We start from the raw sequence: 24,985 nt of genomic DNA, 5'->3' as shown, positions 1-24,985 counted from the left end.
TTTTATCTATAAAAAGGAAGAATGATGAGAGCTGACGTCGCGCTGTGGAGCCGGGAGGAAGCCAAAGAAATCTATAATCTTCCATTCCCGGACCTCCTCTTCCGCGCACAATCCGTTCATCGTGAAAATTTCGATCCCACGGAGATCGAAACCGCGACCCTCCTCAGCATCAAGACGGGGGGCTGTCCGGAAGATTGCGGCTACTGTTCCCAAAGCGCGCATCACAAGACCGGCCTGCGCGCCAGCAAGTTGATGGCGGTGCAGGATGTTTTGACTGCCGCTGCGGAAGCCAAGGCAGGCGGCGCCACCCGCTTTTGTATGGGTGCTGCCTGGCGTTCACCCAAAGACAGGGATCTCGATAGCGTCTGCGATATGATCGAGGGTGTCCGCGCGCTGGGCCTGGAAACATGCGTCACGCTTGGCATGCTGACGGAGCAACAATCCGAGCGATTGAAGGATGCCGGACTGGATTACTACAACCATAACGTCGACACTTCACCAGAATTTTACCCCAAGATTGTCACCACACGCTCCATGGAGGATCGTCTGGAGACACTGCAGAGGGTTCGCTCCAGCGGCATAAAGCTATGCACGGGTGGAATCGTTGGCATGGGTGAGACCATCGAGGATCGGATCTCCATGCTGGTCCTCTTATCGACGCTCACTCCTCACCCGGAAAGCGTGCCGCTGAACATGTGGAACGAAATTGACGGAGTGCCCGTCCAGTCAACCGCTGAGGCAGTGGACAGCATTGCTTTTGTGCGTCTGGTCGCGCTCGCGCGCATCATGCTGCCGCAGTCGGTGGTGCGCCTTTCCGCCGGACGCCACGCAATGAGCGATGAGACGCAGGCACTCTGCTTTCTGGCGGGCGCCAATTCCATCTTCACCGGCTCACGGCTTCTGACCACCGGAAATCCGGAGCGCGAACAGGACGAAGCTTTGTTGCAGCGACTTGGCATGCATGCAGCCCAACGACATAGCAGTGACTCAACCGAACAGAAGATGTCGCAAGGTGACTGCGCTTGCAGCCGCTGAAGAGCTAAATAAGCTCAAGCGGCGGTCCTGACCGCATCATTTGAGGAATCGTGCGCTGACAAAGGCAGCTGAATTGCCTATGTCAGCGGCGATACACATGTTTGCGCGAGGATTTCGAGCCAAAATGGACTTCAATACAGCCTTGGCGCCATCGGGGGAGCGTCCAGCGCAGGTCAAGCGCTTGATCGACGGTTGGTCGATTGAAGTCTTGCCACGAACGGCAGCCAAGATTGCGGATTTTCGCCAGCTTCTACCTGCCGGAACAAACATATTCCTCGCCCATGTGGACGGAACGCCGTTGGAAGACATGGTGAGCACGGCTCGCCGCCTATGCCGGGAAGGCTTTGTGGTGACACCGCATATTCCCGCGCGATCGATCGAAAATCGCCAATCGCTCAAAGATCTACTGCAAAGGTATCGAGACGAGGCTGACATGCGCCGCGCCTTGCTTCTGGCGGGCGGCGCTTCAAGCCCCCGAGGAGAGTTTAGCGATAGTTTCGATCTTATCGAGACCGGCTTTTTCGACAGGGCGGGGTTCGAACAACTGCATGTTGCCGGGCATCCGGAGGGCAATCGCGATATTCAGGCTGATGGTGGCCATGACTTGATCGATAACTCCCTCCTACGCAAGCAGGCATTGGGCGAACGATCCGGCTGTCGGATTGTGATCTCGACTCAATTCGCTTTCGATTCCAACGCCATTCTCGCATGGAGCAAGCGTATTGCCGATCTTGGCGTTGATCTGCCCGTTCATGTCGGACTGGCAGGCCCTGCCAAACTTCAAACTCTCATCAAATACGCCATCACCTGCGGGGTCGGCCCGTCTCTGAAAGTGCTGCAACGGCGCGCCATGGATGTGCGGCGCCTTCTCTTGCCTTACGAACCCACCGAACTCGCTCTGGAACTGGAACGTTACAAGCAGGGCCATCCGGAGAGCCTGATCGAACAGTTCCATCTCTTCCCTCTTGGCGGCATAGAAGCCGCCGTAACCTGGGCCAAACGCCAGCAGGCAAGCTGAGCCTAGGGTTCCAGTCCTCGCCCGAAATTTCTCTTCTCAAAGAATATGACCATGACGATGGAGATAGCGAAGGGAACAAGCAGATAGAGCAACCTGAAGACAATCAGTGCCGCCAGCAGATCCGAGGGAGGAACTTCAGGCAATGCGCTGACAAACAACAGTTCCAGAACGCCTAACCCTCCGGGCGCGCTGGAAATGAGTGCTGCCGAAAACGACATCAGGAAAATGCCGAGCACCGTGAAAAAGCCAGGGTTTACGGCGGCGGGCAATGCGAAATAAATGATTGCAGCAGCCCCGATCAATTCAAGCGGGCCTATGATCAGTTGCAGCCCCACGATTTTCAGATTGGGATATTCAATTCTGAGCGGCCCAATCTTGAACGGCTTCATCTGCTTCCAGCTTCCATACACATAGGCAATGACTGCAAGCAGCAAGAGAAGGCCAATCGAACGCGCGACATGTGGCGACAGTCCATCCGCCAGCCTGACCGCGATCATCGGGTCGATTGCCAGCACCATTCCGGTCAATACGATGGTGCCAAGCGCAAAGGTAAAAGAGCAGAAGGCAATCAACTGCCCGATTTCAAGACCCGACAGCCCTTTGGACGAATAGGCACGATATCGAATAATCGACCCGGAAAGCACCGAGGCGCCTATATTGTGCGAAAGCGCATAGGTCGTGAACGACGTCAGCGTGATAAAGAGCCGGTCCACTCTACGTCCCAGATAGCGAAGGGCAAGCGCATCGTAACCTGCGAGGGCCGCATAGGCGAAAACTGCACCGGCACCAGCAAGAAGCCAGTGCGTAAGGGTGATGGACTCAAAGCTATCGCCGAGATCCTCAAGAGAGAGGCCCCTCAATTCCCGGTAAAGGAGCCAGATCGATATTGCCACGACAAGAAGGCCGATGATCGGCCAGCCATATTTCCTGAAAATTGCTCCGCCCTTCCCCTCTATGCGGCTGTTGCCGCTTCATCTTTTCTGCCAACATAGACAGTAGAGCGGGATGGGCAAGCATTAGCCATTACAGAAGACCGCGAAAGCTGCCTTGATCAGACGAACGTGAGTGGACAGCGGCACGCATAACTACCCCTTGCCGGAGCCGGACTTCCCAGATGAGGTTTTGGTAGATTCGCTCCGGCCCTTCCCGACAGGGGGTGGCATACACCAAGCTTCGGGATTGCAAAGAGCGGTGCGAAAAGCAGAAAACTTCCAGTGAAACCCATTTTACTGGAAGCACTTCAAGCAGAAATCCGGGAGGCAGAGCCGCCTCCCGGATCGTCACGTTCTATCAGGCAACCACCTGCGTCTGGTCTGCGCCACCCGTCGACAGCACCCGAACAAGTCCTTCAAGCGTGCCAGTGAGATCCGTCAGTACCGTGTTCATGTCGGCAGAGCTGGAGGAGGCAGCAGAAGAGCTGGCGCTAGCAGAACCCTGACCTGCGGCTGCAGCAGAGCTGGAAGAAGCTGCACCCCGACCACCAGCGGCGGCAGAGCCGGCGCTAGCAGAACCCCGGCCTGCGGCAGCGGCAGCGCTGGAAGAGGCTGCACCCCGACCACCAGCGGCGGCTGAACCGGCGCTAGCGGAACCCTGGCCTGCGGCGGCAGCAGAGCTCGAGGACGCTCCACCCTGTCCACCAGCGGCGGCTGAACCGGCGCTAGCGGAACCCTGGCCTGCCGCTGCGGCGGCGCTTGAAGAGGCAGCACCCTCACCACCGGCTGCAGCTGAACCGGCGCTAGCAGAACCCTGGCCTGCGCTCTGGCCAGCACCCGCGCCCTTGGATCCGCCCTTTGCGCCCTTCTTGCCGAGCACCTCCTCCAGCTCCTGAAGAACGGAAGACAGCTGCTTCAAGGTAGAATTCATGTCCGTAGGATTGCGACCGGGCGCAGATCCCTGAGCGCTTCCTGCCCCAGCAGATGCTTGACCCCCACCTGCGCCAGCCGAAGCCTGATTGCCACCAGCACCAGCTGAGGCCTGACCACCGCCTGCACCAGCCGAGGCCTGACCGCCACCTGCGCCAGCTGAGGCCTGACCGCCACCTGCACCAGCCGAGGCCTGACCGCCACCTGCACCAGCCGAGGCCTGACCGCCGCCTGCACCCTGGCCACCACCGGCACCCTGAGCGCCACCTTGGCCTTTACCGCCTGCAGCTGCCTGTTCACCGCCAGCACCTTGGCCACCACCGGCACCTTCTCCACCGCCGGAAGCCTTACCGCCAGCGGCTCCACCTGCATCACCCTTGCCACCGGCTGCATCTTTACCGCCCATCTGCGCAAGTACCTGCTGCAGGTTTTGAAGGACGGATGACAGCTTCTGCAGAATTGCGTTCATATCAGATGCACCGCCTGCCGACCCCGCACCCTGAGCACCGCCAGCCTGCTGTCCACCTTCAGCGCCCTTTCCACCTTCGGCGCCCTTGCCGCCCGCTGCACCCTGTGCTCCGCCTTGGCCGCCTGCACCCTGCGCACCACCCTGAGCAGCACTACCTTGGGCACCGCCCTGACCAGCGCTACCTTGGGCGCCACCCTGTTGCCCACCACTGCCCTGCGGACCACACCCGCCTTGACCGACGCCTGCTGCACTGGCGGATTGCCCACCACCTTGCTGCGCCTGCAGGGAGCTTACCATTTGCGAGAGGTTGGAAGCGCTTTGCTGAAGCGACCCTACCATGCTCGAGCTGCTGGCGCTGCTTGCACTATCGGCGCTTGCGGCACCTGCCGCACTGCTTGAGCCCCCGGCACTCGCGGCACTGGCCGCACTGCTGGAACCATTGGAACCCGCCGCACTTGCAGCGCTGCTTGCACCACCGGCGCCCGCTGCACTTGCTGCACTGCTCGCGCTACCAGAACCAGAGGCACCCGCAGAGCTGCCAGAGCCTGCACCAGCAGTTGTTGATTTCAGGTAACGGGAATCCAGTGCGCTGGTGCGCGCGCCACCGCCAAACGGGGATTCCTTGCGGCTGCCCACATCCAGCGAGGCGCTGAAGCTAGAGCTGCGGGTATCGCCCGTTGCTCCCGAAGACTGCGACAAGCTGCCTGAGGTTCTAAATGAAATACCTGTTGTCGTCATTGCTTTCCCCTGATCTAAAAAATGAAAGCTCGTTGTTAAAGTTCGCCGTACGCACTCAATTCATTGACGAAATGAATTCCTCATGAATTATTTCGCTGAGATATACACGGCTTAAATCCGATTATACTGCTCGCTTCATGCTGCGGTGCTGGTCGGAATCCCCTCCTCTTGTTCATCATCGTCTGAGACATCCAGAGAGGACAGAATTTCGCAAGAAAGTTCCGCTGGAATGTCTTCAGAAGAGATCAGTGGAATATGGATGTTATGACTGGCCAAGTAGCTCTGCGTCACTGCGCGTACGGAGCTATCGACCAAACCTACCGGGTCAATATTATTGCGGATCAGATAGTCGATCTGCTGACCCAGAAGTTTCGAAAGAGAAGCCAGTGTTTCGCCTGCAATCGCCCGCTCTTCGGCTGTGTCGCCGTAGCGATTGGCTTCAATTGCAGCTTCCCAACGCCCGCCGAAATTGATGAGGCTGAGCACTCCCCTCACATCGAGCATGCCATAGGCAACCTGCTCGCCAAGTGCCTTGCGGCCAATTTCCGCAAGAGTTGCCGGATCATCATGCAGGTGTTTGTTGGCGAGCAGCGCTTCCAGCAAACCGCGCGGCTGGGAGAGAGTGACGCCGGAGCTTAGCAAGGTGCGGATCACCTGCACCAGCACCATCTGTGGAACATCGTCCTGCACCTGCGATGCGAGCCTTCCCAGGCGGCCTTCCAGACTGCTCAGCCATTGCGCCACATCTTCTACACTGAAGGTTGGGCCGACATGGCGGCGCACAATGCGGCACAGGCCGATGGCGATAGTATCGAGTTCCGCTTCCGGCGACGCATCCACCACACCTGCTGGAACATTCTCCACCTGAACATGGATGATGTTATCCGCAATCCTGGTATCGACATTGAAGGTGGGCAGGGTGACGGCAACCCCGGTGGAATGAGCCAGCGCACCGATCCGCGTTTCAAGATGGGCCGCGAAATTCGCATTTTCCAGGCGATCGAGTGTGGCTTCCGAGACTGTGGCCACAATCGGATCACCAAACTTGGTGCGACTGAGGAGCTTTTGTTCCATCGCCTGCGAGCGAACCGTATCACTGCGCTTGCCGTTCTTGTTTGGACGGACCAGCAAATAGGCACCGCCGCCGAGAAGCAGTCCAAGCGGCCAAAGCACAGTTGCCGGGAAGCCTGGAACAAAGCCCATCGCGAAGGTCATGGCACCCGCAACACCCAGGGCACGCGCATCCTTTGACAACTGCCGGCCGATATCCTGACCGAGGCTGACGGCGTCATCGGAGGAAACACGCGTTACCACTGTACCGGCGGCAATGGCCATCAGCATGGACGGAATCTGCGCAACCAGACCGTCACCGATGGAGAGCAGCGAATAGAGATGGGCTGCCTCGGAAAAGGACATTCCGCGCTGGAACATACCGATAGCAAGACCGCCGACGAGATTGACCGCGACCACCACGAGTGAGGCAATCGCATCACCTTTCACAAAGCGCAGCGAACCGTCCATGGCACCGAAGAACTGGCTTTCAAGCTCGAGCTGCTCGCGGCGCTGAAGCGCTTTCTGCGGCGTGATATGGCCATTGCGAAGATCGCTATCGATCGCCAGCTGCTTGCCTGGCATTGCGTCGAGCGTGAAGCGCGCTCCCACTTCTGCAATACGTTCGGCGCCCTTTGTCACGACGATGAACTGCACAAGCGCGACGATGAGGAAGACAACGAGGCCGACAACCACATTTCCTGCCACGACGAAGGAGCCGAAAGCGATGATGATTTCGCCGGCATGGCCTTCAGCCAGAATGAGACGAGTAGACGATATGGTCAGAGCCAGACGGAAAATCGTTCCGATCAGTATAATCGCTGGAAAGGTGGATATATCCAACGCTGTCTTGAGATAGATTGTCGTGATGAGAACGACGAAAGAGAAAGCGAGATTGAAGCCAATCAGCGTATCAATGATGACGGGCGGCAGCGGCAGGATCATCATGGCAACGATGACTACAAAGAAGATCGAAAAGAGGATCTCCGTCCGCTTCAAAAGCATCTGCGTGAGATTGGTCAGACTTGTATTCATTAGCGTATCGCCTGATCGCGCGTTGCAAGGTGCATAACCACCGGGGTGGAAACCGGCGCGGTTGCAATGATGTCCTGCTTGCCTTCCCGGCTGACGACGATGCCGCCGGGCTGAATGCTCTCAACCCGCCACTTCTCGGCAAGAAGATCGCCCTCGCGGTAGCGACGGCCATCGCTGCCCACGACAAATTTGACCGGCTCAAGGGCAATGGATGCCACGAAACTATCGAGCCCCGATGTGAGCCGGGTCATATCCTTCAGCGGTAACTCGCTGCGTCTTTCGAAGGAAGCCAGAATCCCCGCCAGCTTCTGTTTCTCGCTGATGGTCAGCGGCTCCTTCGCATCACCGATCTGCACTTCGCTACCCGACTGATCGAGACGCACATCGAGCTTCAAAGAAGACATTCGGAGCGCGTCACGCAACTCGTTAATCAACACATTGGTTGGCGTGCGCAGAACGCGCTGCTGCGGCTGAACGGGTGGAGCCTTGCTGGTGCCGACACCATCGACGACAAGCAATGCAATCAAACCAGCCGAAAGGCTGAGCAGAAGCGCCGCGACGATCCTGCGCCTGGAGGCAGGCCGGGCGGGCTGTCTGATGCCGCCGATCTTGCAGGTGGCACCGCCAAATTGCAGCTCGTCTGACGGCTTGAGCCTCAGAACGGCGTCCTTCGCGAGATCGCGGCCATTCAGACGAATATCGTCCGCCAGAATGTGCACCACAATGGATGGCACGCCTTTTTCAGTCTCAAGCGAAAGGTTGAAATAGGTCTTGGGCTCTAGTCCCAGAATGACGATGTCACAGGCGGGATCGCCGCCTATGGCCTGCGTTCCTTCGGCAAGATCGACCTTGCCGGATCGCTGCTCGCGTTGAATAGACAGGTGAGGCTGCATGCCGTTATCTGCCATTGCAGGAAGCCGCGCCTTGAAATTACGAAGTGGTGCAGACCGAACCTTGCCGGATACTGCCGCGAACTGCTGAGATACATTCATAGAACAATCCGCCATTGCCTGGACTTCCGAGGGCGGTTAAAAATTCGCCCTCGGCAAGTTCAGAAAAAACATAATCAAAATACAATTTCTGATAGTATTATGATGGGCTGATTTTCTTGATTGCGTTGAAGACACCGTTGATGCGGGTTACTTCCGTTGCAACGCGCATGCTCTGTGCCGAAGACTCCTCCTGAGCCTTTTTGTATTCAGCGATTGCGCTATCAACGCTACCGCTACCGGAACCGCCTGCTGGACTTCCACCACTGCTGCTAGCCATTTGAAACTCCTTTTTTGAAGTAGTGCGCTTAAATCACGAGACAATACTGTTCAAATTGGGCCGTCGAGTAAATAATTTATTGCTTCGTTTTGCGGATAAAAGATTCTCTTGGTGGATAAATCCCATTTATTGAAGTAAATCCGAATATCCGCATTCACGACTTATACGATTTACGCGATCCCGCCGCTCAGGACATCAACTGGAAGGATCTGGGCGCAGCCTCAACATAATTTGATATTGCATCCAGCTATTTAGATGCACCTCGGCCAAGGCTGGCGCTCACGTGCCCCGAGGAAATGCTGGCTGGATAGCTGCTCTCCAACCATGAAGTTACCGAATAATGTTCAGAGCAGAGGTGCGGGAACAGCACACGGGGAGCGCCCAAGTTTAGACTCCCTGTCCATAGGAGAAGGATGCGCGATGGCTCCGGGAGTGTTGAGTTTAATACAATTTTAACCGCTTTCTACCCGTAAACCAATTAACTCTACTTCGGTTTCTACTGGACGCGGAGAACGCATGCGTCAAAATAAGCCGCAGTGCGCATAGGCGCAGACAATCGCCTTGCGAACTGAGATAGGCTCAAATCAGTTTTCACCGCGCCTTATTATGAGGCGCTCTGCGTATAAGGACCGAATATGTATAGCGTCAGTGGTCAGTTCCGGAGCGACACCAGTCCGGACAAAAATCGGAAGGCAGCTCGCACCAAGGTACCGGGCACAGCGATGGGAGCAATACAAAAGAAATGCCCCTTTCGGGACCAATCCAGCCCGGGGCGAGATCTGCTCCCCTCTACGGCAAGACAATCATCACCATTCGCGCCTGCCCCGAAGCAGATGGCGTTGGCGCAAATGGCAAGCACCACGGGCGCGCCACAAGGAGCCAACAGAGCTTCTACTGGATCGACGGAAACGAATAGCGTTCCCTCTAAAGCCAAGGGGAGCACCTCTTCAACTCCCAACGAGTCGAAACCGCTATCCAGCGCAATCACAGAACCATCGGCGGTCGCGGGGAAAGGAACCGTGACGGTGGTCGACAAACCGATCATCGTAGACGGAGGCGTTTTCGATGGACTTGGACAAACTTTCACTGCCTCATCCCAGCTCGGAGATGGCGGGCAGAGCGAATCGCAAAAGCCGGTTTTTATTCTCAGAAATGGTGCAACCCTGAGGAACGTGACCATCGGCGCGAATGGTGCCGACGGAATCCACGTCTATGGCGGAGCAAACCTTCAGAACGTTCATTGGCAGGACGTGGGAGAGGATGCTCTGACGGTCAAAACCGCCGGGGATGTCAACATTATCGGCGGATCTGCCAGCAAGGCGACCGACAAGATCTTTCAGTTGAACGCCGATACGAATTTTACCGTTAAGGACTTCAACGCGGACCACTTCTCCACGCTCGTCCGCACCAATGGGGGCAAGGAAATCAAGGCAAATGTCACGATCAATGGCGGGCAATTCTCCAACGGCAGCACTATGTTCCGCACCGACAGCACCCAAGCCAAGGCGAATTTTCTGGGCGAGATCGCCATTTCGAATGTCAGGACGAAAATCCGGATCCGCGACGGTTTGCAAAGCTATTAGAGGGAGATTTCGGGCCGCGTCGATCAATGTGAAGCGCCAGTCCGGTGTGACCGACATGGGACGCGGCTATATAGCCGCAGTCTAATTTACGCCGACACAATAACAAAGCAATCAACACAGCAACCGTCGGCCGGCGTTTAACCTTAACGAAGCTCTATCAAGACAGACGAATTATTTTGTGGCATTTTCATTTTGTGCCCGTCTGCTTCAGATATCGCAGGGTCGAGGATATTACAGTGTTATTACGTAGTTTATTCATTGGATTGATATTCGCGGCATCGTCCCTCGGCTCGGCCATCGACGTCAGCGCGCGCCAAGTGCGCTATGAGGTAAAAAGCCAGCCGCTGACACAGGTTATCGATGTTCTGGCGGACCTGTCCGGCACACCGGCGCAAAAACTGGGCGAGATTCCGGGAAAGATTGAAAACTGGATTGCAGATGGGGATGGTCTGGCCGTTTTCCAGCAGCTTGCGAAAGATGCCAATCTCTTCCTGGCCTATGACGGGTCACGTGTCATCATCGCATCTCGCACGGATACGAAGACCACGATTTTGCCACTCGGCAATTATGACTGGCCGAGCGCGCAGGCGGTTGTAAAGTCTCTCTACCCGATCATGCCGAAAGATACGCTTCGTTTTGACGCAAAGGCTGGTGTCCTGTCGGTTCGTGGCCCTGCAGTGTTTAATGACACGATTGCCGCCATCCTTGCCCGGCCGCAGAACACCACTGTAAAGGTCATCCGCGGCGGAAACGTCCAGGATCTCGATCTGCAGCAGAAGCGCTAGGTCGCGGGTTTCTCATGGATCGTTTCAGCAAGGACTACGCCCTTCTCCTCAAGATCCGCTCGATCCGCGCAGAGAAGGCTGAACGTAAAATGGCCGAAGCTGATGCACGCCGCGATGCCAGCCTAGCCAAACTGCAGGCTGCAGACCATATGGCTGCAACGGCACAGGCGCATGTTGCGGAAGCCAGCTTAAACAGGCGGCGCCTCACCTCGCGGCAGGTGAGTGGTGCCGAGCTTCAGCAACTGCGCTCAGCCGAAGTCATTGCCAGGGCTCGAATGGAAGATCGTGCTTTTGATGTGTTGCGCGCCAGAGCGGAGGTGGAGCAGCGAACTTCAGAGGCCGAAGTCAGCCGCGCGCTGTTTGCCAAGGCGCACCGCATGGTCATCAAGACAGAAACCATCATCGACGAACTTAAAACGGGCGAAGTGAGTTAAGGTCAGATCCCATTCGGGACTTGGCGCATGGGATTCGTCAAAACCGCTACCTTATAGAGCGAGATCGCGGGTGTATGTGCCTGCGATAGCCTAGAACAAGCTTGCGCGGTGGAGGCAGACCTTCCACGCACATTCTTGAAAAAATCTAATAAGAAGAATGGCTGGGGCGCCTGGATTCGAACCAGGGGATGGCGGTACCAAAAACCGCTGCCTTACCGCTTGGCTACGCCCCACCACCGAAGGCCGTTCAGTGCGTCGAAGCACTTCCTTCGTGATGGGCATGCGTTTAGCAAAGCTCTTTGCTTCGAGCAATCAGGTCTCTGCGCTTTTTTGACATTTTCGCCAAAAGCTTCCACATGGCATTTCGCAGTTGATGTTTGCGTGAGGAAGAGCCATGACCAGCAATGCCGATGGGCCGGACTTCGACCTGTCTTTCGAGGCTGCCTACGGACAAGCCGTTGCGGTTGCAGACGGTGTCTTGCGGCTGACGTGCAACAACCCCTCACCCTTCACCTTTCACGGCACAAACACCTACATCATCGGCAAAGGCGACACAGTGGCCGTGCTGGATCCCGGCCCTGAAAATGACGCGCATTTCGAATCATTGGCACGTGCGTTGAAGGGCAAAAAGGTCAGCCATATCTTCATCAGTCATACGCATAGGGACCACTCTCCGCTCGCACAGCGCCTTCAGCGCGAAACTGGGGCATTGACCGTCGCAGAAGGGCCACACCGTGCTGCGCGCCCCTTGCATGAAGGGGAGCAAAATCCCTTTGCCGAAAGCTCGGACATTGACTTCGTACCGGATATTAAGCTGGAGGATGGTGCCTCAATCCATGCGGATGGCTGGTCACTGACTGCGGTCCACACGCCCGGGCACACAGCGAATCACTGCGCCTTTGCCCTGGAGGATACCGGCATCCTGTTCTCGGCGGATCATGTCATGGCATGGGCAACCACAATTGTGGCGCCACCCGACGGATCGATGAGTGATTTCATGGCATCCGTGGACAAGCTGCTGGAGCGACAGGACCGGGTCCTTTTTCCCGGCCACGGGGGACCTATCGGCGACCCGCCATCCTTCCTGCGGGCCCTCAGAACCCATCGCAGAATGCGCGAACGTGCCGTGCTGGAACGGATAAAGGCGGGAGATCGCAAGATTCCGGATATGGTTCGCGCGATTTATGCGCGCACCGATCCGCGCCTTCATGGCGCCGCTGCACTTTCCGTTCTCGCGCATCTGGAAGATCTGGTCGAAAAGGGCCGGGTGGTGACGGAGGGACCTCCCGCTCTGTCAGGCACCTACTGGCCGGGGTAATTCTGCAGCCTACTCGGTCGCAATCCCCAGAAGTTCCGAATCCAGTGAACGCAGGAAGCCTTGGGCAAGTTCGGCGCTGATACCCAGGTCATGCGAGCCATAGCGCGAGGCAACCCGCACATCCACCATGACTGTTTCCTCCTCCTCTCGAAGCCGCACCACGACATCGAATGGCAAACCAAGCACAAGCGTACGCACGGTTCCCTGAAGAAGAAGATCGCCACGTGCCTGAGACTGAAGGATAGACGATGGCGTGACAGGGGAAGGCCGCGGAAGCGGAACCGGCACAACATCGGGAACGGGTGGCGTCTGCTCCGCGTCGGACAATTCGGGCGGTGGCACCACTCCGGATTTCGGTTTTGACTTTGCCGACATGCTTTGAGACTGCTTGTCCTTCTCAAATTGAATGCGATTTGAAAGTCCAACCTTGATCACGGCCTCATAAACACGGTCGCGTGCGCCTTCATAACGCCGGCCTGTCAGTTCAGGATAGGCATCTTCCTGCAGGGCACGATCTGCCGGGCTGACAAAGATCGGCTGATTGAGCCACAGCTGATCGGCAACCGGCTGCTTCTTCCAGCTTGGAGGATCCGCCAGATCCGAAGAAACATCGAAGAGTGCCGGCTTCGTTTCATATAGCCATAACCCGGCACCGAAAAGCGCGAGCGATGGCAGGGCCAGCAGGAGTGCCTTCGTGGCAGCGCCACCACCTTTTGCGCCCACCGACCACAGTTGTGACAGACCACGCAATGCCAGAATCACGCTGATAGCGGAAATTGCGGCGGATAGAAGAACCAGTGCCAGGAAACCCGGAGTCGTCAACGGTCCAAAGCGATGGGCAAGCAGGGCCATGACCAAGAGCAGAAACGCCCCCGACGCCAGACGCTTCGCCGAGTAGGCGGCAGAGGATACTGGTCTGACAAAACGAACGGCCATTCCCTGATATTCCCGTTATACCAAAGCCTTACATGAATGCAGGCCATGCCAGAAGCCGGGAAGCCCATATATTTGCCTGGGCCCGCAGATTTTGGCAGGACATGCTCTATCTTCTATGCCATGCACCGCTTCGCGTCACCATGATGCAGTAAAATCAGGTATCGGAACAGATCGGAGGCAAAGATGACATTCGGACGGCCCCAACAGCTTCTTTTTGCTTTTCTTGTAGTCCCGCTTCTTCTGGCGAGCTGCCAGACACTGACTCCGGAGGAACGCCGCGCAGCCGACGAACGCACTTGCCTGCGCTATGGCTTCAAGCCAAACACGGATGCCTTGGCCCGCTGCCTGCTGGATCTCGATCTCGATCGCCGTGCCGATAGCCGGGCATTTCAGGCTCGGGCAGATCAATTCTGGGGTCCGCCTATGATCGTCGAACGCCGTATTATCGTAGAGCGCAGATAGCACTCACCCATCGGCAGGATCGACATTGACGCGCATTCTCTATTTGACGAGCTCGGACTACGCGGCACTCACCGGCGGCCACATCTACAACACACACCTCTTTTCGGCGCTCAGGCATCAGGGGCAAGACCCACGCGTCCTGAAATTGCATGCAGCCTTTCCGGATATCTCTGCGCAAGAGCGCAGCATCGTGATGGAGCATCTGCGGAGCTTACCAGCGGAGTGCCTCCTGCTGATGGACCACGTCTATCTTTGCCGCCTCCGGCAGGAGCTGGCTGATAGCCCCAATCCGATTGCAGCTATTTTTCATCACTCCGATGTCATGGAGCATGGGACAGACGCGGACGAAGAAGGACAGAGCCTGCGGTCGATAGAGAAGGCAGCACTTCAACTCGCCACAAAAATCATCGTTTCTTCCGGTGAAACGCAGCGCTATCTCGCCACGCAATACGGCATTTCGACGGACCGCATTCTGGTAGCCATTCCTGGCAACCCGCCAGCCCACAAAGGCACAGCCGGGCAAATTGATGCCGGCCCATTGCGCATACTGTCTGTCGGAGCCCTCATCCCGCGAAAACGCTATCACCACATCATCCAGGCAGCATCGCAACTGGGCAATTTCGACTGGCACTGGAACATTGTCGGGGATCCGCGTCGGCAACCGGACCATGTTGAGGAGCTGAAAGCGCAGGTCCGCACGCTGGGATTGGAAAACAGATTGCGGTTCTTGGAGGATGTGTCCGACGCAGAGTTGGAAGCACTCCGGCTTGCCAGCGACATTTGCGTCGGCGCATCCTTCTATGAAGGCTATGGAATGGCCATCGCAGAAGCGCTTCGCCACGGTATTCCCGTTGTCACTACCGCGTCAGGCGCAGTCTCCACCTGGGCTGGAGCAGGCGTACTGCAGGTTGATGCCGAGAGGCCGCTGGCCATGGCGCAAGCCATCAATCAACTGGCTGAGGATCGCGCAACGCTGTTAAAGCTTGCAGATGAGGCATGGCGTTTCGGTCAAGCGCTTCCGGACTGGCAGACAACCTTCACCGGTCTGACGGACTGGCTGCTGACGCCGTCCTGAGGCAAGTCATCTCCGTTCGCCATCCGGGCGCAACTCGTTTTTGCGAAACGTCATTCAGCGACGCAACTCAATCGCAGCCTGAGCCGCAGCAAGACGCGCGATAGGCACCCGGAATGGAGAGCAAGACACATAGTTCAGCCCCACCTCCTCACAAAAGCGGATAGAGGCCGGATCGCCACCATGTTCTCCGCAAATCCCGAGCTTGAGGTCTGCGCGGGTCTTTCTTCCGCGCTCTGCGGCAAGGCCGATCAGCTCCCCCACACCATCGAAGTCCAGCGAGATGAAGGGGTCTTGCTCAATAATGCCTTTACGCTGGTAGGTTGGTATGAAGCTCGCCGCATCGTCTCGCGAAATACCGAACGTGGTCTGCGTGAGATCGTTGGTGCCGAATGAGAAAAACTCGGCCGTTTCAGCAATGACGTGTGCCCGCAAGGCCGCGCGCGGCAGCTCAATCATCGTACCGGCCAGATAGCCGATGGGCAGGCCAGTCTCCCGCGACACATCTGCCGCGACCTCATCAATGCAGGCTTTGACATAATCGAGTTCAGAGCGAAGACCAACCAGCGGCACCATGATCTCCAGCTCCACCGGCGCGCCGGTTTCCTTGGCGGCTGCCGCTGCTGCCTCGAAAATGGCGCGAGCCTGCATCTGCGCAATCTCAGGATAGGAAATTGCCAATCGGCAGCCGCGATGACCGAGCATGGGATTGAACTCATGCAGCGCCTCGACACGCCGGGACAGTTGCGCAGGCTCCATTTCCATGGCTGCGGCCACTTCCTCGATCTCCTGCTGGGTCTTCGGAAGAAACTCGTGCAAGGGCGGATCAAGCAGACGGATCGTCACGGGCAGACCGGACATGATCGTGAAAAGCTCAATGAAATCTGACCGCTGCATGGGAAGAAGCTTGTCAAGCGCGGCCCTTCGGCCAGCCTCGTTTTCCGCCAGGATCATCTCCCGCATGACATGGATGCGTGCGCCCTCGAAGAACATATGTTCCGTTCGGCAAAGCCCGATCCCTTCAGCGCCGTAAGAGCGTGCGGCACGGGCATCCTGCGGCGTATCGGCATTGGTTCTGACGCCCATGCGGCGGGCCGCATCGGCCCAGGCCATCAGGCGTCCGAAATCGCCGGAAAGTTCCGGCTGAACCATCGGCACTTCACCTTTGAGCAATTGTCCCGAAGAACCGTCAACGGTTACGAGTTCGCCCCGTTTCAGGGTGAAGCCCGGGCCGATCAACACTTCATTACGCAAATCAACGCGCAAACCGCCCGCCCCCACGACACAGGGAATGCCCATGCCCCGTGCAACGACAGCGGCATGGCTGGTCATGCCGCCGCGCGTCGTAAGAATGGCTTCTGCGACATGCATGCCGTGAATATCTTCCGGGCTGGTTTCGATGCGAACCAGAACAACCTTGCGCCCTTCGGCCTCCGCTTCCACGGCATCTTCGGCGGTGAACACAATCTCCCCGCTGGCGGCACCAGGCGAAGCAGGAAGACCAGATCCAAGAATAACCCTCTCGACGCGCGGATCAATTGTCGGGTGCAACAGTTGATCGAGAGAAGCCGGATCGATACGGCAAATTGCCTGCTCTTCGGTGATGACACCCTCATCCACCAGGTCCACCGCAATCTTCATGGCCGCGCGGGTCGTGCGCTTGCCGGCTCTCGTCTGAAGCATCCAGAGCTTGCCGCGCTCCACTGTGAACTCAACGTCCTGCATATCGCCATAATGGCTTTCGAGCTTCTCACAGATTGCCTTGAACTCCGCGAAGGCTTCCGGCATCAGTTTTTCCATAGACGGCTTGTCAGAGCCGCTGGCCAGCCTCCCCTCCTCCGTCAAGCTTTGAGGCGTCCGGATGCCCGCGACGACATCCTCTCCTTGGGCATTGACGAGAAACTCGCCGTACAGCCTTTTCTCACCCGTCGACGGATTACGGGTAAAGGCAACCCCGGTCGCAGACGTTGAACCAAGATTTCCGAATACCATGGCCTGAACGTTGACGGCAGTTCCCCAGTTCTGCGGAATCTTGTGAAGCGTACGATATGTCACCGCGCGCGGATTGTTCCAGCTTGAGAACACCGCGGCAATGGCTCGCCAAAGCTGTGTGTGACAATCCTGCGGAAAGGCTTCACCCAGTTCCTCCTCGATTGCCTGCTTGTACAATGCAACAACATGCTGCCATTCAACTGCGGAAAGCTCGGTATCGTAGTCATGCCCCAATCGCGCTTTCTCATCTTCCAGGATTTCCTCGAAGACTTCGTGATCGAGCCCCATCACGACATCCGCGTACATCTGGATAAACCGGCGATAACTGTCCCAGGCAAAACGTGCATCGCCCGCATCGTGTCCAAGTGCCTGCACAGTTTCATCATTAAGGCCGAGGTTGAGCACCGTATCCATCATGCCAGGCATGGAGGCACGCGCACCGGATCGCACAGACAAGAGCAAAGGCTTGGTGATGGCACCGAAGTTGCGGCCCGTAAGGCGCTCCATCTCGGCAAGCGCCTCAAGAACTTGCTCCTTCATCTCATCCGGCAAACATTTTCCATGACTGAAATACCAAAGGCAGGCTTCCGTCGTAATGGTCATGCCAGGTGGCACGGGAAGGCCGAGAGAAGCCATTTCTGCCAAATTCGCGCCCTTACCGCCAAGAAGAGCAGTATCCTGCGCACGTCCTTGGGCTGCACCTCCTCCAAAACGGTAAACCCACTGCTTCATGCACTCCTCCGCATCGGCGATCCCCTTCCGCCTTTTTCTTCAATTATCTAGCGTAGATAGTGTGGCTTGAAAACTGCCGACAGACAGGTTCATGCTGCAATGCAGCATTTTTTGGGCATGAAAAGCGTTCTGCTGGCATTTGATCACCCGCAGTATATTTTAGATTTTAGTGAAATTTCGTAAGATTACCAGACTTTGCGGGGCCGCCTGCTTCGGCCCCGCAAAGTCTTCCGGCTGGTACAGGAAACCGGCCGGGGGGTTGCAATATCCGCCTTTGCCATGGCACGGCGGTTCAAGCCTAAGTATCACGTTTACCGCTTCTGAAAAGCAGTGATATTCTACGGGCGATATTTCACACCTAACGCATGAAGCGATAGCAGTCCGTAAAAGAGACACGCATAGGTGGTGGCGTGCTCCTTTAGAGGTTCTTACGAAAGAACCCTTGCAATGGATCAGTTCGCGACGTTGCAACGAATGTTGTTTAGGATGCCCTGCCACACGATTCTGCAACCAGAGAGTTATCAAGTAACGGTAGATGGCACCTGTGTTTCGGCACTTAAAGACCCGGCCTTGCCAATTCCGCCAGCGCCTGCGGAGAGGGGGTTCCAACGATGATTTCACCCATCTTGGCATCGACGATACGCATTGAGGCAAACTTTCCGTCTGGCTGAAACAGCACCCGCAAGTGGCTGTTGGCGCAATCTCCTGCCAGACATGCACCAAAAGCCTCCATCATGACCCCGTCGATCGTCACAGCCACTGAGGCGCTGGAGACATAAAAGGGCGTCGCAACCATGTTGCGCACCCAGTTGGGCAGATGACGCTGGCCTCGTAGCGCTTGCAGAAGTGCATTCTGGTGCGGCGGAGAGGTTCGTATCACTTCATGGAGAAACCGGCCTGCTTTCGCCTGTTCTTTAGTCGCGCCTTCGGTTGGCTTGACCGAATTGGAAGAATCCTGCGCCAGACTCAACGGAGCCATCAGGAACACCACGCTAAAGATCAGCAAGGCGCTTCGAAACGAAAAAATCAAACCGCCTCCCGCATCAATTCGGCAGTCTGCAGATCAACAGACACCAGTTGAGAAACCCCTTGCTCGGCCATCGTCACACCAAACAGTCTGTTCATCCGGGCCATGGTGATGGGGTTATGGGTAATGATGACGAAACGGGTCTGCGTCGAGGCGGCCATCTCATCCATCAGATTGCAGTAACGCTCCACATTGTGGTCATCCAGCGGCGCATCCACTTCGTCAAGCACACAGATCGGCGCCGGATTGGTGAGGAATACCGCGAAGATCAATGCCATGGCAGTCAATGCCTGTTCACCACCAGAAAGAAGCGTCATCGTCTGGGGCTTTTTGCCGGGGGGACGGGCGAGAATTTCCAGACCGGCCTCCAGCGGATCGTCGCTCTCAATCAGCTGAAGCTCTGCTGTTCCACCGTTAAACAGATGGGTAAACAGGCGTTGGAACTGTGTGTTCACGACATCGAAGGCTGCAACCAGTCGCTCGCGTCCCTCGCGATTGAGGCTCTGGATCGCCGATCTCAACTTGCGAATGGCATCGATAATGTCGTCGCGCTCCTTGATGAGTTGCGCCAGCCGCTCCGACAGCTCCTTCTGCTCCTCCTCAGCTCGCAGGTTGACGGCACCCAGTCGCTCTCGCTCAATTTTCAGCCGGTCCAGTTCCCGTTCCACCACCGCCGTCTCCGGTAGTGCGGAGCCCGGTGTTATACCCGCCATGCGAAACGCCTCATGAGGCTCGACCGAAAGAGCCTGCCGGATTGCGTTCTCAGCATCGTGCCGCCGCTCTGCAGCGGAAACCAGGCGTTCCTCGATACGGCCACGCTTTTCCCGTGCCTCTGCCAAGGCAGCCAAGGCAGTAGCAGCCCCGCCATCGACTTCACGTTGATGATTTTCCGCCGCTGCCAAAAGATCTGCGGCTGCGCGTCGCGCGGCCTCAGCCTTTTGCAGCTCGTCCATCAGCGCGCGGCGCCTGTCTTCGAATTCCTCGGGCGCGAGATCGAGTTCCGCGACCTCCTCTCGAGCCTCTTCCTCCCGCTCCCGCAGCGTCGAGACATGCTGTTGCGCACTTGCTGCGCGGGCATTCCAGCTCTCCTTTTCCGCTGCAATTGCCGATAAGCGACGTCGGCGAACGTCCGTTTCCCGCGCAAGCCCCTCATAACGGGCCCGGGCCTCGGCCAGCTGCGAACGTTGCTCTGAGAGCATCATCTGACGTTCGGCAAGCCTTCTATCGATTTCCTCCAGGTCAGGTGCTGTTTCCTGTTCGGCACGTGCCTCCTCTGCCTGACGAGCCAAGTCCTCAATCTGTTCATCGATCTGCGCCAGCGCATTATCCAGAACGGCGCGACGGCGCATCAAATCTCCCGCCGCCCTTTCGGCCTGAGCCAAAGTGTCACGCGCTTCGGATACCGCGCGCTGGGCCAGACGACTGCGTTCACGCGCCTCGCTCAGCCGAGCCTCTTGTACACGTATGGTCTCAAGCGCATCTGCGGCCCATTCTTCCGCTTCAGAGAGCTGAACGCGTACCTCATCGATCTCCGCCTCCAGCTCAGCAAGGCGGTTTCTCTGCGCAAGACGCAGGGCAGCAGCACTGGGTGCCTCAGAGCCGGTAACGTGGCCATCCCACCGGTAGACCGCACCTTCGAGTGTGACGAGGCGTTGTCCGACTTTCAGTTGTTTCTGCAAGGATGCCGCTGCTTCACCAGCCACAATACCGATCTGTGCAAGGCGTCGGGATAGTTCCACAGGCGCAGTCACATGCTGGGCAATGGACTGAGCGCCCGGCGGCAGGGCAGGATCGGCCTCAGTCGCTTCAATATTCAGCCAATGCGATGGCGCATCCGGATCAAGCGAACTCTCAAGAGCATCGCCCAAAGCAGCTCCCAAGGCAGTCTCAAACCCCTTTGCGACACGAACGAGGTCTGCAACGGGTGAGAATACTCCGCTTCCTCCGTCCCCAGCCAACATCTTGCGGATAGCACGCGATTCTGCCTCTAGACCATTCAGGGCTGCCCGGGCGACCTCAACCGGACGCCGTGCCTCCACCTCCCTTTGGCGTGATACGGCCAACGCAGTCTCGATTTCATCAATAGCATTACCTGCCTCCTCCAGAACGGTTTCAGCTGCCTCAACAGCCTCCCGTCGCTCTTCCGGATCTGGCAGCGCAGCAAGCGTTTCGTTGAGTGCCTCCTGTTCCGAATGCGTATCGGCACGGCTTCGATCGAGACGGAGGCGCCTGTCTGTCAAGTCGCGCACCAGACGTTCCAGTTGCGCCCGAATGGCCGCTGCTTCGGCGCGCTCTGCCGTAATGGCAGCAAATGCCGCTTCTGTCTCTGCCAGACGTGCAGCAGCCGTTTCGAAGGCAATACGCAGCTCTTCGCCTTCCTCGCCTGCTTGCCCCAGAAGATCGCTCAGCTCCTCTTCTTCCGCGACCAGCCGCGCCATGATCTGGGCATTGTCGGACATCAGCTGTTCTTCACGCCGAATGTCTTCAGCAAGCTGCGCGAGGCGGCGCATCAGATCATCCTTGCGGCGCAGGAGGCGGCCTGCCTCCTCTTCCAACTGACTACGCGCGATTTGCAGCCGTTGAAGGGCAGCGCCTGCCCGTGCCTCTGCCTCGCGCAACTCCGGCAGTTTCAAACTGGCAACGGCCTGCGCCTTCGCCGCCTCCATCTGGGCTTGCGCCTTCTCCGCAACAATGGCAGTTGCGGCGTTCAACGCCTGCGTTGCTTCATTTTCCGCGTCTCTTGCCTGGACCCAGCGAATGTGCAGAAGCTTGGCCTCACGCTCACGAATGTCTGCGGATAGCATTTTGAAGCGGTTTGCCTGGCGCGCCTGTCGCTTGAGGCTCTCGATCTGACTTTCCAGCTGGGAGGTCACGTCCTCCAGACGCTCCAGATTGGTTTCCGCAGCGCGAAGCCTCAGTTCCGCTTCATGGCGCCTTGAATGCAATCCGGAAATACCGGCTGCCTCTTCCAGCAATTGACGTCGAGCCTGCGGCTTGGCCTGAATCAGTTCACCAATCCGCCCCTGCCCGACCATGGACGGAGACCGTGCGCCAGTGGAAGCGTCGGCAAAGAGAAGCTGCACATCCTTTGCCCGCGCTTCCTTGCCATTGATGCGATAAACCGAGCCTTGCTCCCGCTCAATGCGGCGGGAAACCTGTATCTCATCGGAATCGTTAAAGCCGGCGGGCGCGGTCCGGTCAGCATTGTCCAGATAAAGTCCGACTTCCGCAGAATTGCGTGCGGGCCGGTTACCAGATCCGGAAAAAATCACGTCGTCCATGCCGGACGCACGCATATTTTTGTAGGAATTTTCCCCCATCACCCAGCGGAGAGCTTCAACAAGATTAGACTTGCCGCACCCGTTTGGTCCGACCACACCAGTCAGGCCGGGCTCGATGATGAATTCGGTCGGTTCCACGAAGGATTTGAAACCGACGAGTCGAAGCTTGGTGAACTTCATGCCGACGCTCTCCAAGCCAATGACAAATAGCCGACACGCAAACACAAAGACGCTGCGCCCGCGTGTCGTGCCGCGTTCGTATTAGAGCAGGCTATCGATGAGCGCCGACATGGCCTCAACAGACATGTCTCCAGAATAGCGGTTGCCATTGATCAGGAAGGTGGGCGTGGAATTGACGCCAAACTCATCCGCGCCGCGCTTCATGGTAGCATTCACTTGATCGAGAAGCTTCTGGTTCGTCAAGCAAGCCTCAAAGCTCTCCTGTGAATAACCGGCGATCTTGGAGGTTTGCATCAAAGCATTGCGGACATTGCCATCGGCAGGCGCGGCCCATGCGCGCTGTTGCTTGAACAGCATGGAAACCATGGCGTAGTAGCTGTTCACATCAGCCATTTCCTGCGGCTTTGCGGGATTGCAACGCGCCAGCATGAAGGCAGCCGTCGCAACTGGATCGAACGGAAACTCGCGCAGAATGAAGCGAACCTTGCCGGTATCGATGTACTTGGTCTTGATTGCGTCAAAGGTTGCATTGTGGAAATGCGCACAATGGGGGCATGTCATCGACATGTATTCGACGATCGTGACCCTGGCTTTCTCATCACCGAGAGCCATCTCGGGCAGCGGACCCGGCTGCAGAACCTTGGCCATATCCACCTTTCCGGAAGCTTCCGGCAAATCCACGGCAAGAGCAGACGGAGCGGTGCCGAGAACGGCCAGGCCGGCGGCGGAAATAGCAACACCACCAAGCAGCTGGCGGCGGGTTGAAGCGGGAAGGCTAATCGTCATGCGGCACCCATTTTAAAGTAAAGAAAAGAGTTGTTGCTTCACGTATCGCGCCATCGAACCGAGAACAAGGCGCTTCAACGTTCCGGTGACGTTTCTCAAACAAACGTGACAGGGGGAAGATGAACCGAAGCTGAGTAAAGTCGCGATTTAGAAGAGACAGTTCAGCTATCGCTTTGGCGTTTTACGAGGTTGCAGCACTGCCGTTCCCAGCCGCTCGACTGCCTTGCGCAGCGCATCACTCTCGATCCCCTCCATCAAATCGGCAAGTTTGCGCGCAGAATCGCCACGCAAAGGCTGAGGGCGCCTTCTGTGCCGCACGGCCACGACAACCGGCTTCTGCACAATTCGAATCTGTCGGATCGCCGGAAATCCAAAAAACCCATTGATCCGCTCAATCAACTCACCCTGGGCGTGGCTAAGGAAGAGTGCGCGGGCGCCTTCACAGGCAATGGTCAGGGTACCAGGCTGATATCCACCTTCCCCCTCACGACCATCCCTTTGAGGCCATGCGATCTTTTCCGGTCTTGTGCAATCGGCAAATTCCTCGCCCGCGATCTCATCCCATGAACCAAGCAGACTTGTGGATATACCTGCACGGCGCGCCAGAACGGGATCCATCAACCCGTTGGCGATCTCTGCGATCTGAAGCGGAACAGGTCTACGCGCCATTGTGCTAAATGAGCCTCCGGGCACTCTTCGTTAGCCGCCGCCAGCGACCGATCTGGGCAATCAAAACGCCGAGGAACAGCATTGTCGCGGACATGCACAACTCATGATAAAATGGATCATGCAGAAGGCCGAAGACGATAATGCTTCCAAAGTAATAGAAACATGCCCGCTTCAACGCTGCATTTTCCCCTTGGCGCAATATCGTAATTGCAACGGTTGCAAAGATCGACAGAAGCAGAATCAGTCCGATGACCCCGTTAGCCAAAAGCTCCTGCAGAAGAAAGTTATGCACATGCTTTCCTCCCTCAACGCGGGTCAATTCGGGTCCAGCCACCCTCTCCAGTTCCGGAAAGGTATTGCGAATGCCAACCCCGATGAGTGGATGCTCGGAAATCACCTTCAGCGAGGTATCCCATAGGGCCAGACGCACATTCCCCGATTCCATGTGAAGATCTGTTTCGCCTTTCACATAATATTCGTAAACTGGAATGAAACGTTCGTTCAACATGTGCGCCACCGGCGGCAGGAAGCTCGCGCTGAACAAGACAACGATCGCGCTGACAAACGCGACACTGCGTTTCCACGCGGGCAAACGCCAAACATAGAGAATGAACTCCACGACCAAGATTGCGGGCAGAACGACCATTATAGCTCTTGTAAGAGAAAGAAAAACCGGACCAAGCGCTAGGACAAGATAAAGCATGCTATTGGGCAAATATCGCGGCGATCGATAAAGAGGTATCAAGGCAACAATCGCGGCAAGCATCACAACCAAAGCTAATATGGCCGAATTTCCTCCGCCATCGTAACGGTCCGGCGCCGGCTTCAACACGAACTGGTCGATCAGTGATGCGGCAAGCGCCGCAAAAGTTCCAACCCGCGCGCCGAGAACAAGCCACCGCATGGGCTGACGCACAAGACAGAGACCCGGAGCGATGAAACAGAGCCCCAGCAGCAGACCCATGAAACCAAGCTGACGGTTGTCTTGAGGGATCAGGTCACCCCGCCAGGCCAACAAGAGCACGACCCAGGCAATGTAAGCAAAGACAAATCCGATTGGAGAGCGTACCAACTCAATCAATCTGCGACGTTTCGATAAAGCAACATAGATCCCGAGCGCGCCAAAAAGCCCTGCCACTGCCACAGCAGCTGGCAGGTAGAGAGCAACAGAAAACATGCCAAATGCAAGAAGCCAAGGATCAAGGCGTCTTCGCACCAGCAGAAATTTCTTGAAGGTCATATGGCAGCTTTC

General features: G+C 57.1%; 20 protein-coding genes and 1 tRNA gene. 8 read left to right on the top strand and 13 right to left on the bottom strand.

Annotated features, from left to right (window positions below):
* Positions 1–21 precede the first annotated feature (21 nt).
* Together bioB and ACFSE1_RS09085 are read left to right on the top strand one after the other, a co-directional pair.
* Complete coding sequence (gene bioB, locus ACFSE1_RS09090) at positions 22–1,035, top strand: biotin synthase BioB (protein WP_377399606.1); 1,014 nt, start codon at positions 22–24, stop codon at positions 1,033–1,035.
* A 124-nt stretch (positions 1,036–1,159) separates the two neighbouring features.
* Positions 1,160–2,053 (top strand): methylenetetrahydrofolate reductase, encoded by an 894-nt coding sequence (locus ACFSE1_RS09085; RefSeq protein WP_377399603.1) that lies wholly within the window; start codon positions 1,160–1,162, stop codon positions 2,051–2,053.
* Positions 2,054–2,055: 2 nt separating this feature from the next.
* On the opposite strand, the gene ACFSE1_RS09080 is transcribed toward ACFSE1_RS09085, so the two are convergent.
* The 5 genes from ACFSE1_RS09080 to ACFSE1_RS09060 form a co-directional block, all read right to left on the bottom strand.
* Positions 2,056–2,988: a lysylphosphatidylglycerol synthase transmembrane domain-containing protein gene (locus ACFSE1_RS09080; protein WP_377399802.1), complete on the bottom strand. Its 933-nt coding sequence runs from the start codon at positions 2,986–2,988 to the stop codon at positions 2,056–2,058.
* Positions 2,989–3,343: 355 nt separating this feature from the next.
* A complete protein-coding gene (locus ACFSE1_RS09075) occupies positions 3,344–5,122 on the bottom strand; it encodes a hypothetical protein (RefSeq protein ID WP_377399600.1) in 1,779 nt (592 codons plus the stop codon).
* A 135-nt stretch (positions 5,123–5,257) separates the two neighbouring features.
* Positions 5,258–7,207, bottom strand: coding sequence for an FHIPEP family type III secretion protein (locus ACFSE1_RS09070; protein ID WP_377399597.1), 1,950 nt, complete (start codon positions 7,205–7,207; stop codon positions 5,258–5,260).
* The gene (locus ACFSE1_RS09065; protein ID WP_377399594.1) at positions 7,207–8,199 is read right to left on the bottom strand and encodes a SctD/MshK family protein; all 993 of its coding nucleotides are present in this window, start codon (positions 8,197–8,199) and stop codon (positions 7,207–7,209) included. The genes ACFSE1_RS09070 and ACFSE1_RS09065 overlap by 1 nt, the downstream gene beginning before the upstream one ends.
* 97 nt (positions 8,200–8,296) lie before the next feature.
* On the bottom strand, positions 8,297–8,476 hold the full coding sequence (locus tag ACFSE1_RS09060) for a hypothetical protein (protein WP_377399591.1): 180 nt from the start codon (positions 8,474–8,476) through the stop codon (positions 8,297–8,299).
* A gap of 848 nt (positions 8,477–9,324) precedes the next feature.
* On the opposite strand from ACFSE1_RS09060, the gene ACFSE1_RS09055 reads away from it, so the two are divergent.
* From ACFSE1_RS09055 to ACFSE1_RS09045, 3 genes are all read left to right on the top strand, one after another.
* Positions 9,325–10,059: a pectate lyase gene (locus ACFSE1_RS09055; protein ID WP_377399588.1), complete on the top strand. Its 735-nt coding sequence runs from the start codon at positions 9,325–9,327 to the stop codon at positions 10,057–10,059.
* Between the two features lie 236 nt (positions 10,060–10,295).
* A complete protein-coding gene (locus ACFSE1_RS09050; RefSeq protein ID WP_377399585.1) occupies positions 10,296–10,844 on the top strand; it encodes a hypothetical protein in 549 nt (182 codons plus the stop codon).
* A 14-nt stretch (positions 10,845–10,858) separates the two neighbouring features.
* Positions 10,859–11,278, top strand: coding sequence for a hypothetical protein (locus ACFSE1_RS09045; protein WP_377399582.1), 420 nt, complete (start codon positions 10,859–10,861; stop codon positions 11,276–11,278).
* 158 nt (positions 11,279–11,436) lie between these two features.
* Here the strand turns inward: ACFSE1_RS09045 and ACFSE1_RS09040 are convergent.
* A tRNA-Gln gene (locus ACFSE1_RS09040) sits at positions 11,437–11,511 on the bottom strand.
* Positions 11,512–11,672: 161 nt separating this feature from the next.
* On the opposite strand from ACFSE1_RS09040, the gene ACFSE1_RS09035 reads away from it, so the two are divergent.
* Positions 11,673–12,596: an MBL fold metallo-hydrolase gene (locus ACFSE1_RS09035; RefSeq protein ID WP_377399579.1), complete on the top strand. Its 924-nt coding sequence runs from the start codon at positions 11,673–11,675 to the stop codon at positions 12,594–12,596.
* Positions 12,597–12,605: 9 nt separating this feature from the next.
* Here the strand turns inward: ACFSE1_RS09035 and ACFSE1_RS09030 are convergent, their stop codons facing one another.
* Entirely contained in the window at positions 12,606–13,532 is a 927-nt protein-coding gene (locus ACFSE1_RS09030; protein ID WP_377399575.1) for a DUF1499 domain-containing protein, read from the bottom strand.
* 183 nt (positions 13,533–13,715) lie between these two features.
* Here ACFSE1_RS09030 and ACFSE1_RS09025 point away from each other — a divergent pair, with 183 nt between their 5' ends.
* Both ACFSE1_RS09025 and ACFSE1_RS09020 read left to right on the top strand, forming a co-directional pair.
* Positions 13,716–13,994 (top strand): hypothetical protein, encoded by a 279-nt coding sequence (locus ACFSE1_RS09025; protein WP_377399572.1) that lies wholly within the window; start codon positions 13,716–13,718, stop codon positions 13,992–13,994.
* Positions 13,995–14,019: 25 nt separating this feature from the next.
* On the top strand, positions 14,020–15,069 hold the full coding sequence (locus tag ACFSE1_RS09020) for a glycosyltransferase family 4 protein (protein ID WP_377399569.1): 1,050 nt from the start codon (positions 14,020–14,022) through the stop codon (positions 15,067–15,069).
* Between the two features lie 54 nt (positions 15,070–15,123).
* On the opposite strand, the gene ppdK is transcribed toward ACFSE1_RS09020, so the two are convergent.
* From ppdK to ACFSE1_RS08990, 6 genes are all read right to left on the bottom strand, one after another.
* Positions 15,124–17,790 (bottom strand): pyruvate, phosphate dikinase, encoded by a 2,667-nt coding sequence (gene ppdK, locus ACFSE1_RS09015; protein ID WP_377399566.1) that lies wholly within the window; start codon positions 17,788–17,790, stop codon positions 15,124–15,126.
* A gap of 556 nt (positions 17,791–18,346) precedes the next feature.
* Positions 18,347–18,769, bottom strand: a complete 423-nt coding sequence (locus ACFSE1_RS09010) for an Ivy family c-type lysozyme inhibitor (RefSeq protein WP_377399563.1) — start codon at positions 18,767–18,769, stop codon at positions 18,347–18,349.
* A gap of 47 nt (positions 18,770–18,816) precedes the next feature.
* Entirely contained in the window at positions 18,817–22,278 is a 3,462-nt protein-coding gene (gene smc, locus ACFSE1_RS09005) for a chromosome segregation protein SMC (RefSeq protein ID WP_377399560.1), read from the bottom strand.
* Between the two features lie 81 nt (positions 22,279–22,359).
* The gene (locus ACFSE1_RS09000) at positions 22,360–23,064 is read right to left on the bottom strand and encodes a DsbA family protein (protein ID WP_377399557.1); all 705 of its coding nucleotides are present in this window, start codon (positions 23,062–23,064) and stop codon (positions 22,360–22,362) included.
* 165 nt (positions 23,065–23,229) lie between these two features.
* Entirely contained in the window at positions 23,230–23,733 is a 504-nt protein-coding gene (locus ACFSE1_RS08995; protein ID WP_377399554.1) for a DUF721 domain-containing protein, read from the bottom strand.
* A 4-nt stretch (positions 23,734–23,737) separates the two neighbouring features.
* Positions 23,738–24,973, bottom strand: coding sequence for an O-antigen ligase family protein (locus tag ACFSE1_RS08990; protein ID WP_377399551.1), 1,236 nt, complete (start codon positions 24,971–24,973; stop codon positions 23,738–23,740).
* Positions 24,974–24,985 lie beyond the last annotated feature (12 nt).

The sequence above is a fragment of the Affinirhizobium helianthi genome (genome assembly GCF_042680945.1).
GTDB classification, from domain to species: Bacteria; Pseudomonadota; Alphaproteobacteria; order Rhizobiales; family Rhizobiaceae; genus Neorhizobium; species Neorhizobium helianthi.
Note: the sequence above shows the minus strand (reverse complement) of the source record. Positions and strands in the feature narration are given on the sequence as shown.

What these genes read in the sequence shown, in the direction of transcription:
- bioB (WP_377399606.1), top strand. Translation starts at nt 22, where the DNA reads ATGATGAGAGCTGACGTCGCGCTGTGGAGCCGGGAGGAAGCCAAAGAA.
- ACFSE1_RS09085 (WP_377399603.1), top strand. Translation starts at nt 1,160, where the DNA reads ATGGACTTCAATACAGCCTTGGCGCCATCGGGGGAGCGTCCAGCGCAG.
- ACFSE1_RS09075 (WP_377399600.1), bottom strand. Translation starts at nt 5,122, where the DNA reads ATGACGACAACAGGTATTTCATTTAGAACCTCAGGCAGCTTGTCGCAG.
- ACFSE1_RS09070 (WP_377399597.1), bottom strand. Translation starts at nt 7,207, where the DNA reads ATGAATACAAGTCTGACCAATCTCACGCAGATGCTTTTGAAGCGGACG.
- ACFSE1_RS09065 (WP_377399594.1), bottom strand. Translation starts at nt 8,199, where the DNA reads ATGAATGTATCTCAGCAGTTCGCGGCAGTATCCGGCAAGGTTCGGTCT.
- ACFSE1_RS09060 (WP_377399591.1), bottom strand. Translation starts at nt 8,476, where the DNA reads ATGGCTAGCAGCAGTGGTGGAAGTCCAGCAGGCGGTTCCGGTAGCGGT.
- ACFSE1_RS09055 (WP_377399588.1), top strand. Translation starts at nt 9,325, where the DNA reads ATGGCAAGCACCACGGGCGCGCCACAAGGAGCCAACAGAGCTTCTACT.
- ACFSE1_RS09045 (WP_377399582.1), top strand. Translation starts at nt 10,859, where the DNA reads ATGGATCGTTTCAGCAAGGACTACGCCCTTCTCCTCAAGATCCGCTCG.
- ACFSE1_RS09035 (WP_377399579.1), top strand. Translation starts at nt 11,673, where the DNA reads ATGACCAGCAATGCCGATGGGCCGGACTTCGACCTGTCTTTCGAGGCT.
- ACFSE1_RS09030 (WP_377399575.1), bottom strand. Translation starts at nt 13,532, where the DNA reads ATGGCCGTTCGTTTTGTCAGACCAGTATCCTCTGCCGCCTACTCGGCG.
- ACFSE1_RS09025 (WP_377399572.1), top strand. Translation starts at nt 13,716, where the DNA reads ATGACATTCGGACGGCCCCAACAGCTTCTTTTTGCTTTTCTTGTAGTC.
- ppdK (WP_377399566.1), bottom strand. Translation starts at nt 17,790, where the DNA reads ATGAAGCAGTGGGTTTACCGTTTTGGAGGAGGTGCAGCCCAAGGACGT.
- ACFSE1_RS09010 (WP_377399563.1), bottom strand. Translation starts at nt 18,769, where the DNA reads ATGGCTCCGTTGAGTCTGGCGCAGGATTCTTCCAATTCGGTCAAGCCA.
- smc (WP_377399560.1), bottom strand. Translation starts at nt 22,278, where the DNA reads ATGAAGTTCACCAAGCTTCGACTCGTCGGTTTCAAATCCTTCGTGGAA.
- ACFSE1_RS09000 (WP_377399557.1), bottom strand. Translation starts at nt 23,064, where the DNA reads ATGACGATTAGCCTTCCCGCTTCAACCCGCCGCCAGCTGCTTGGTGGT.
- ACFSE1_RS08995 (WP_377399554.1), bottom strand. Translation starts at nt 23,733, where the DNA reads ATGGCGCGTAGACCTGTTCCGCTTCAGATCGCAGAGATCGCCAACGGG.
- ACFSE1_RS08990 (WP_377399551.1), bottom strand. Translation starts at nt 24,973, where the DNA reads ATGACCTTCAAGAAATTTCTGCTGGTGCGAAGACGCCTTGATCCTTGG.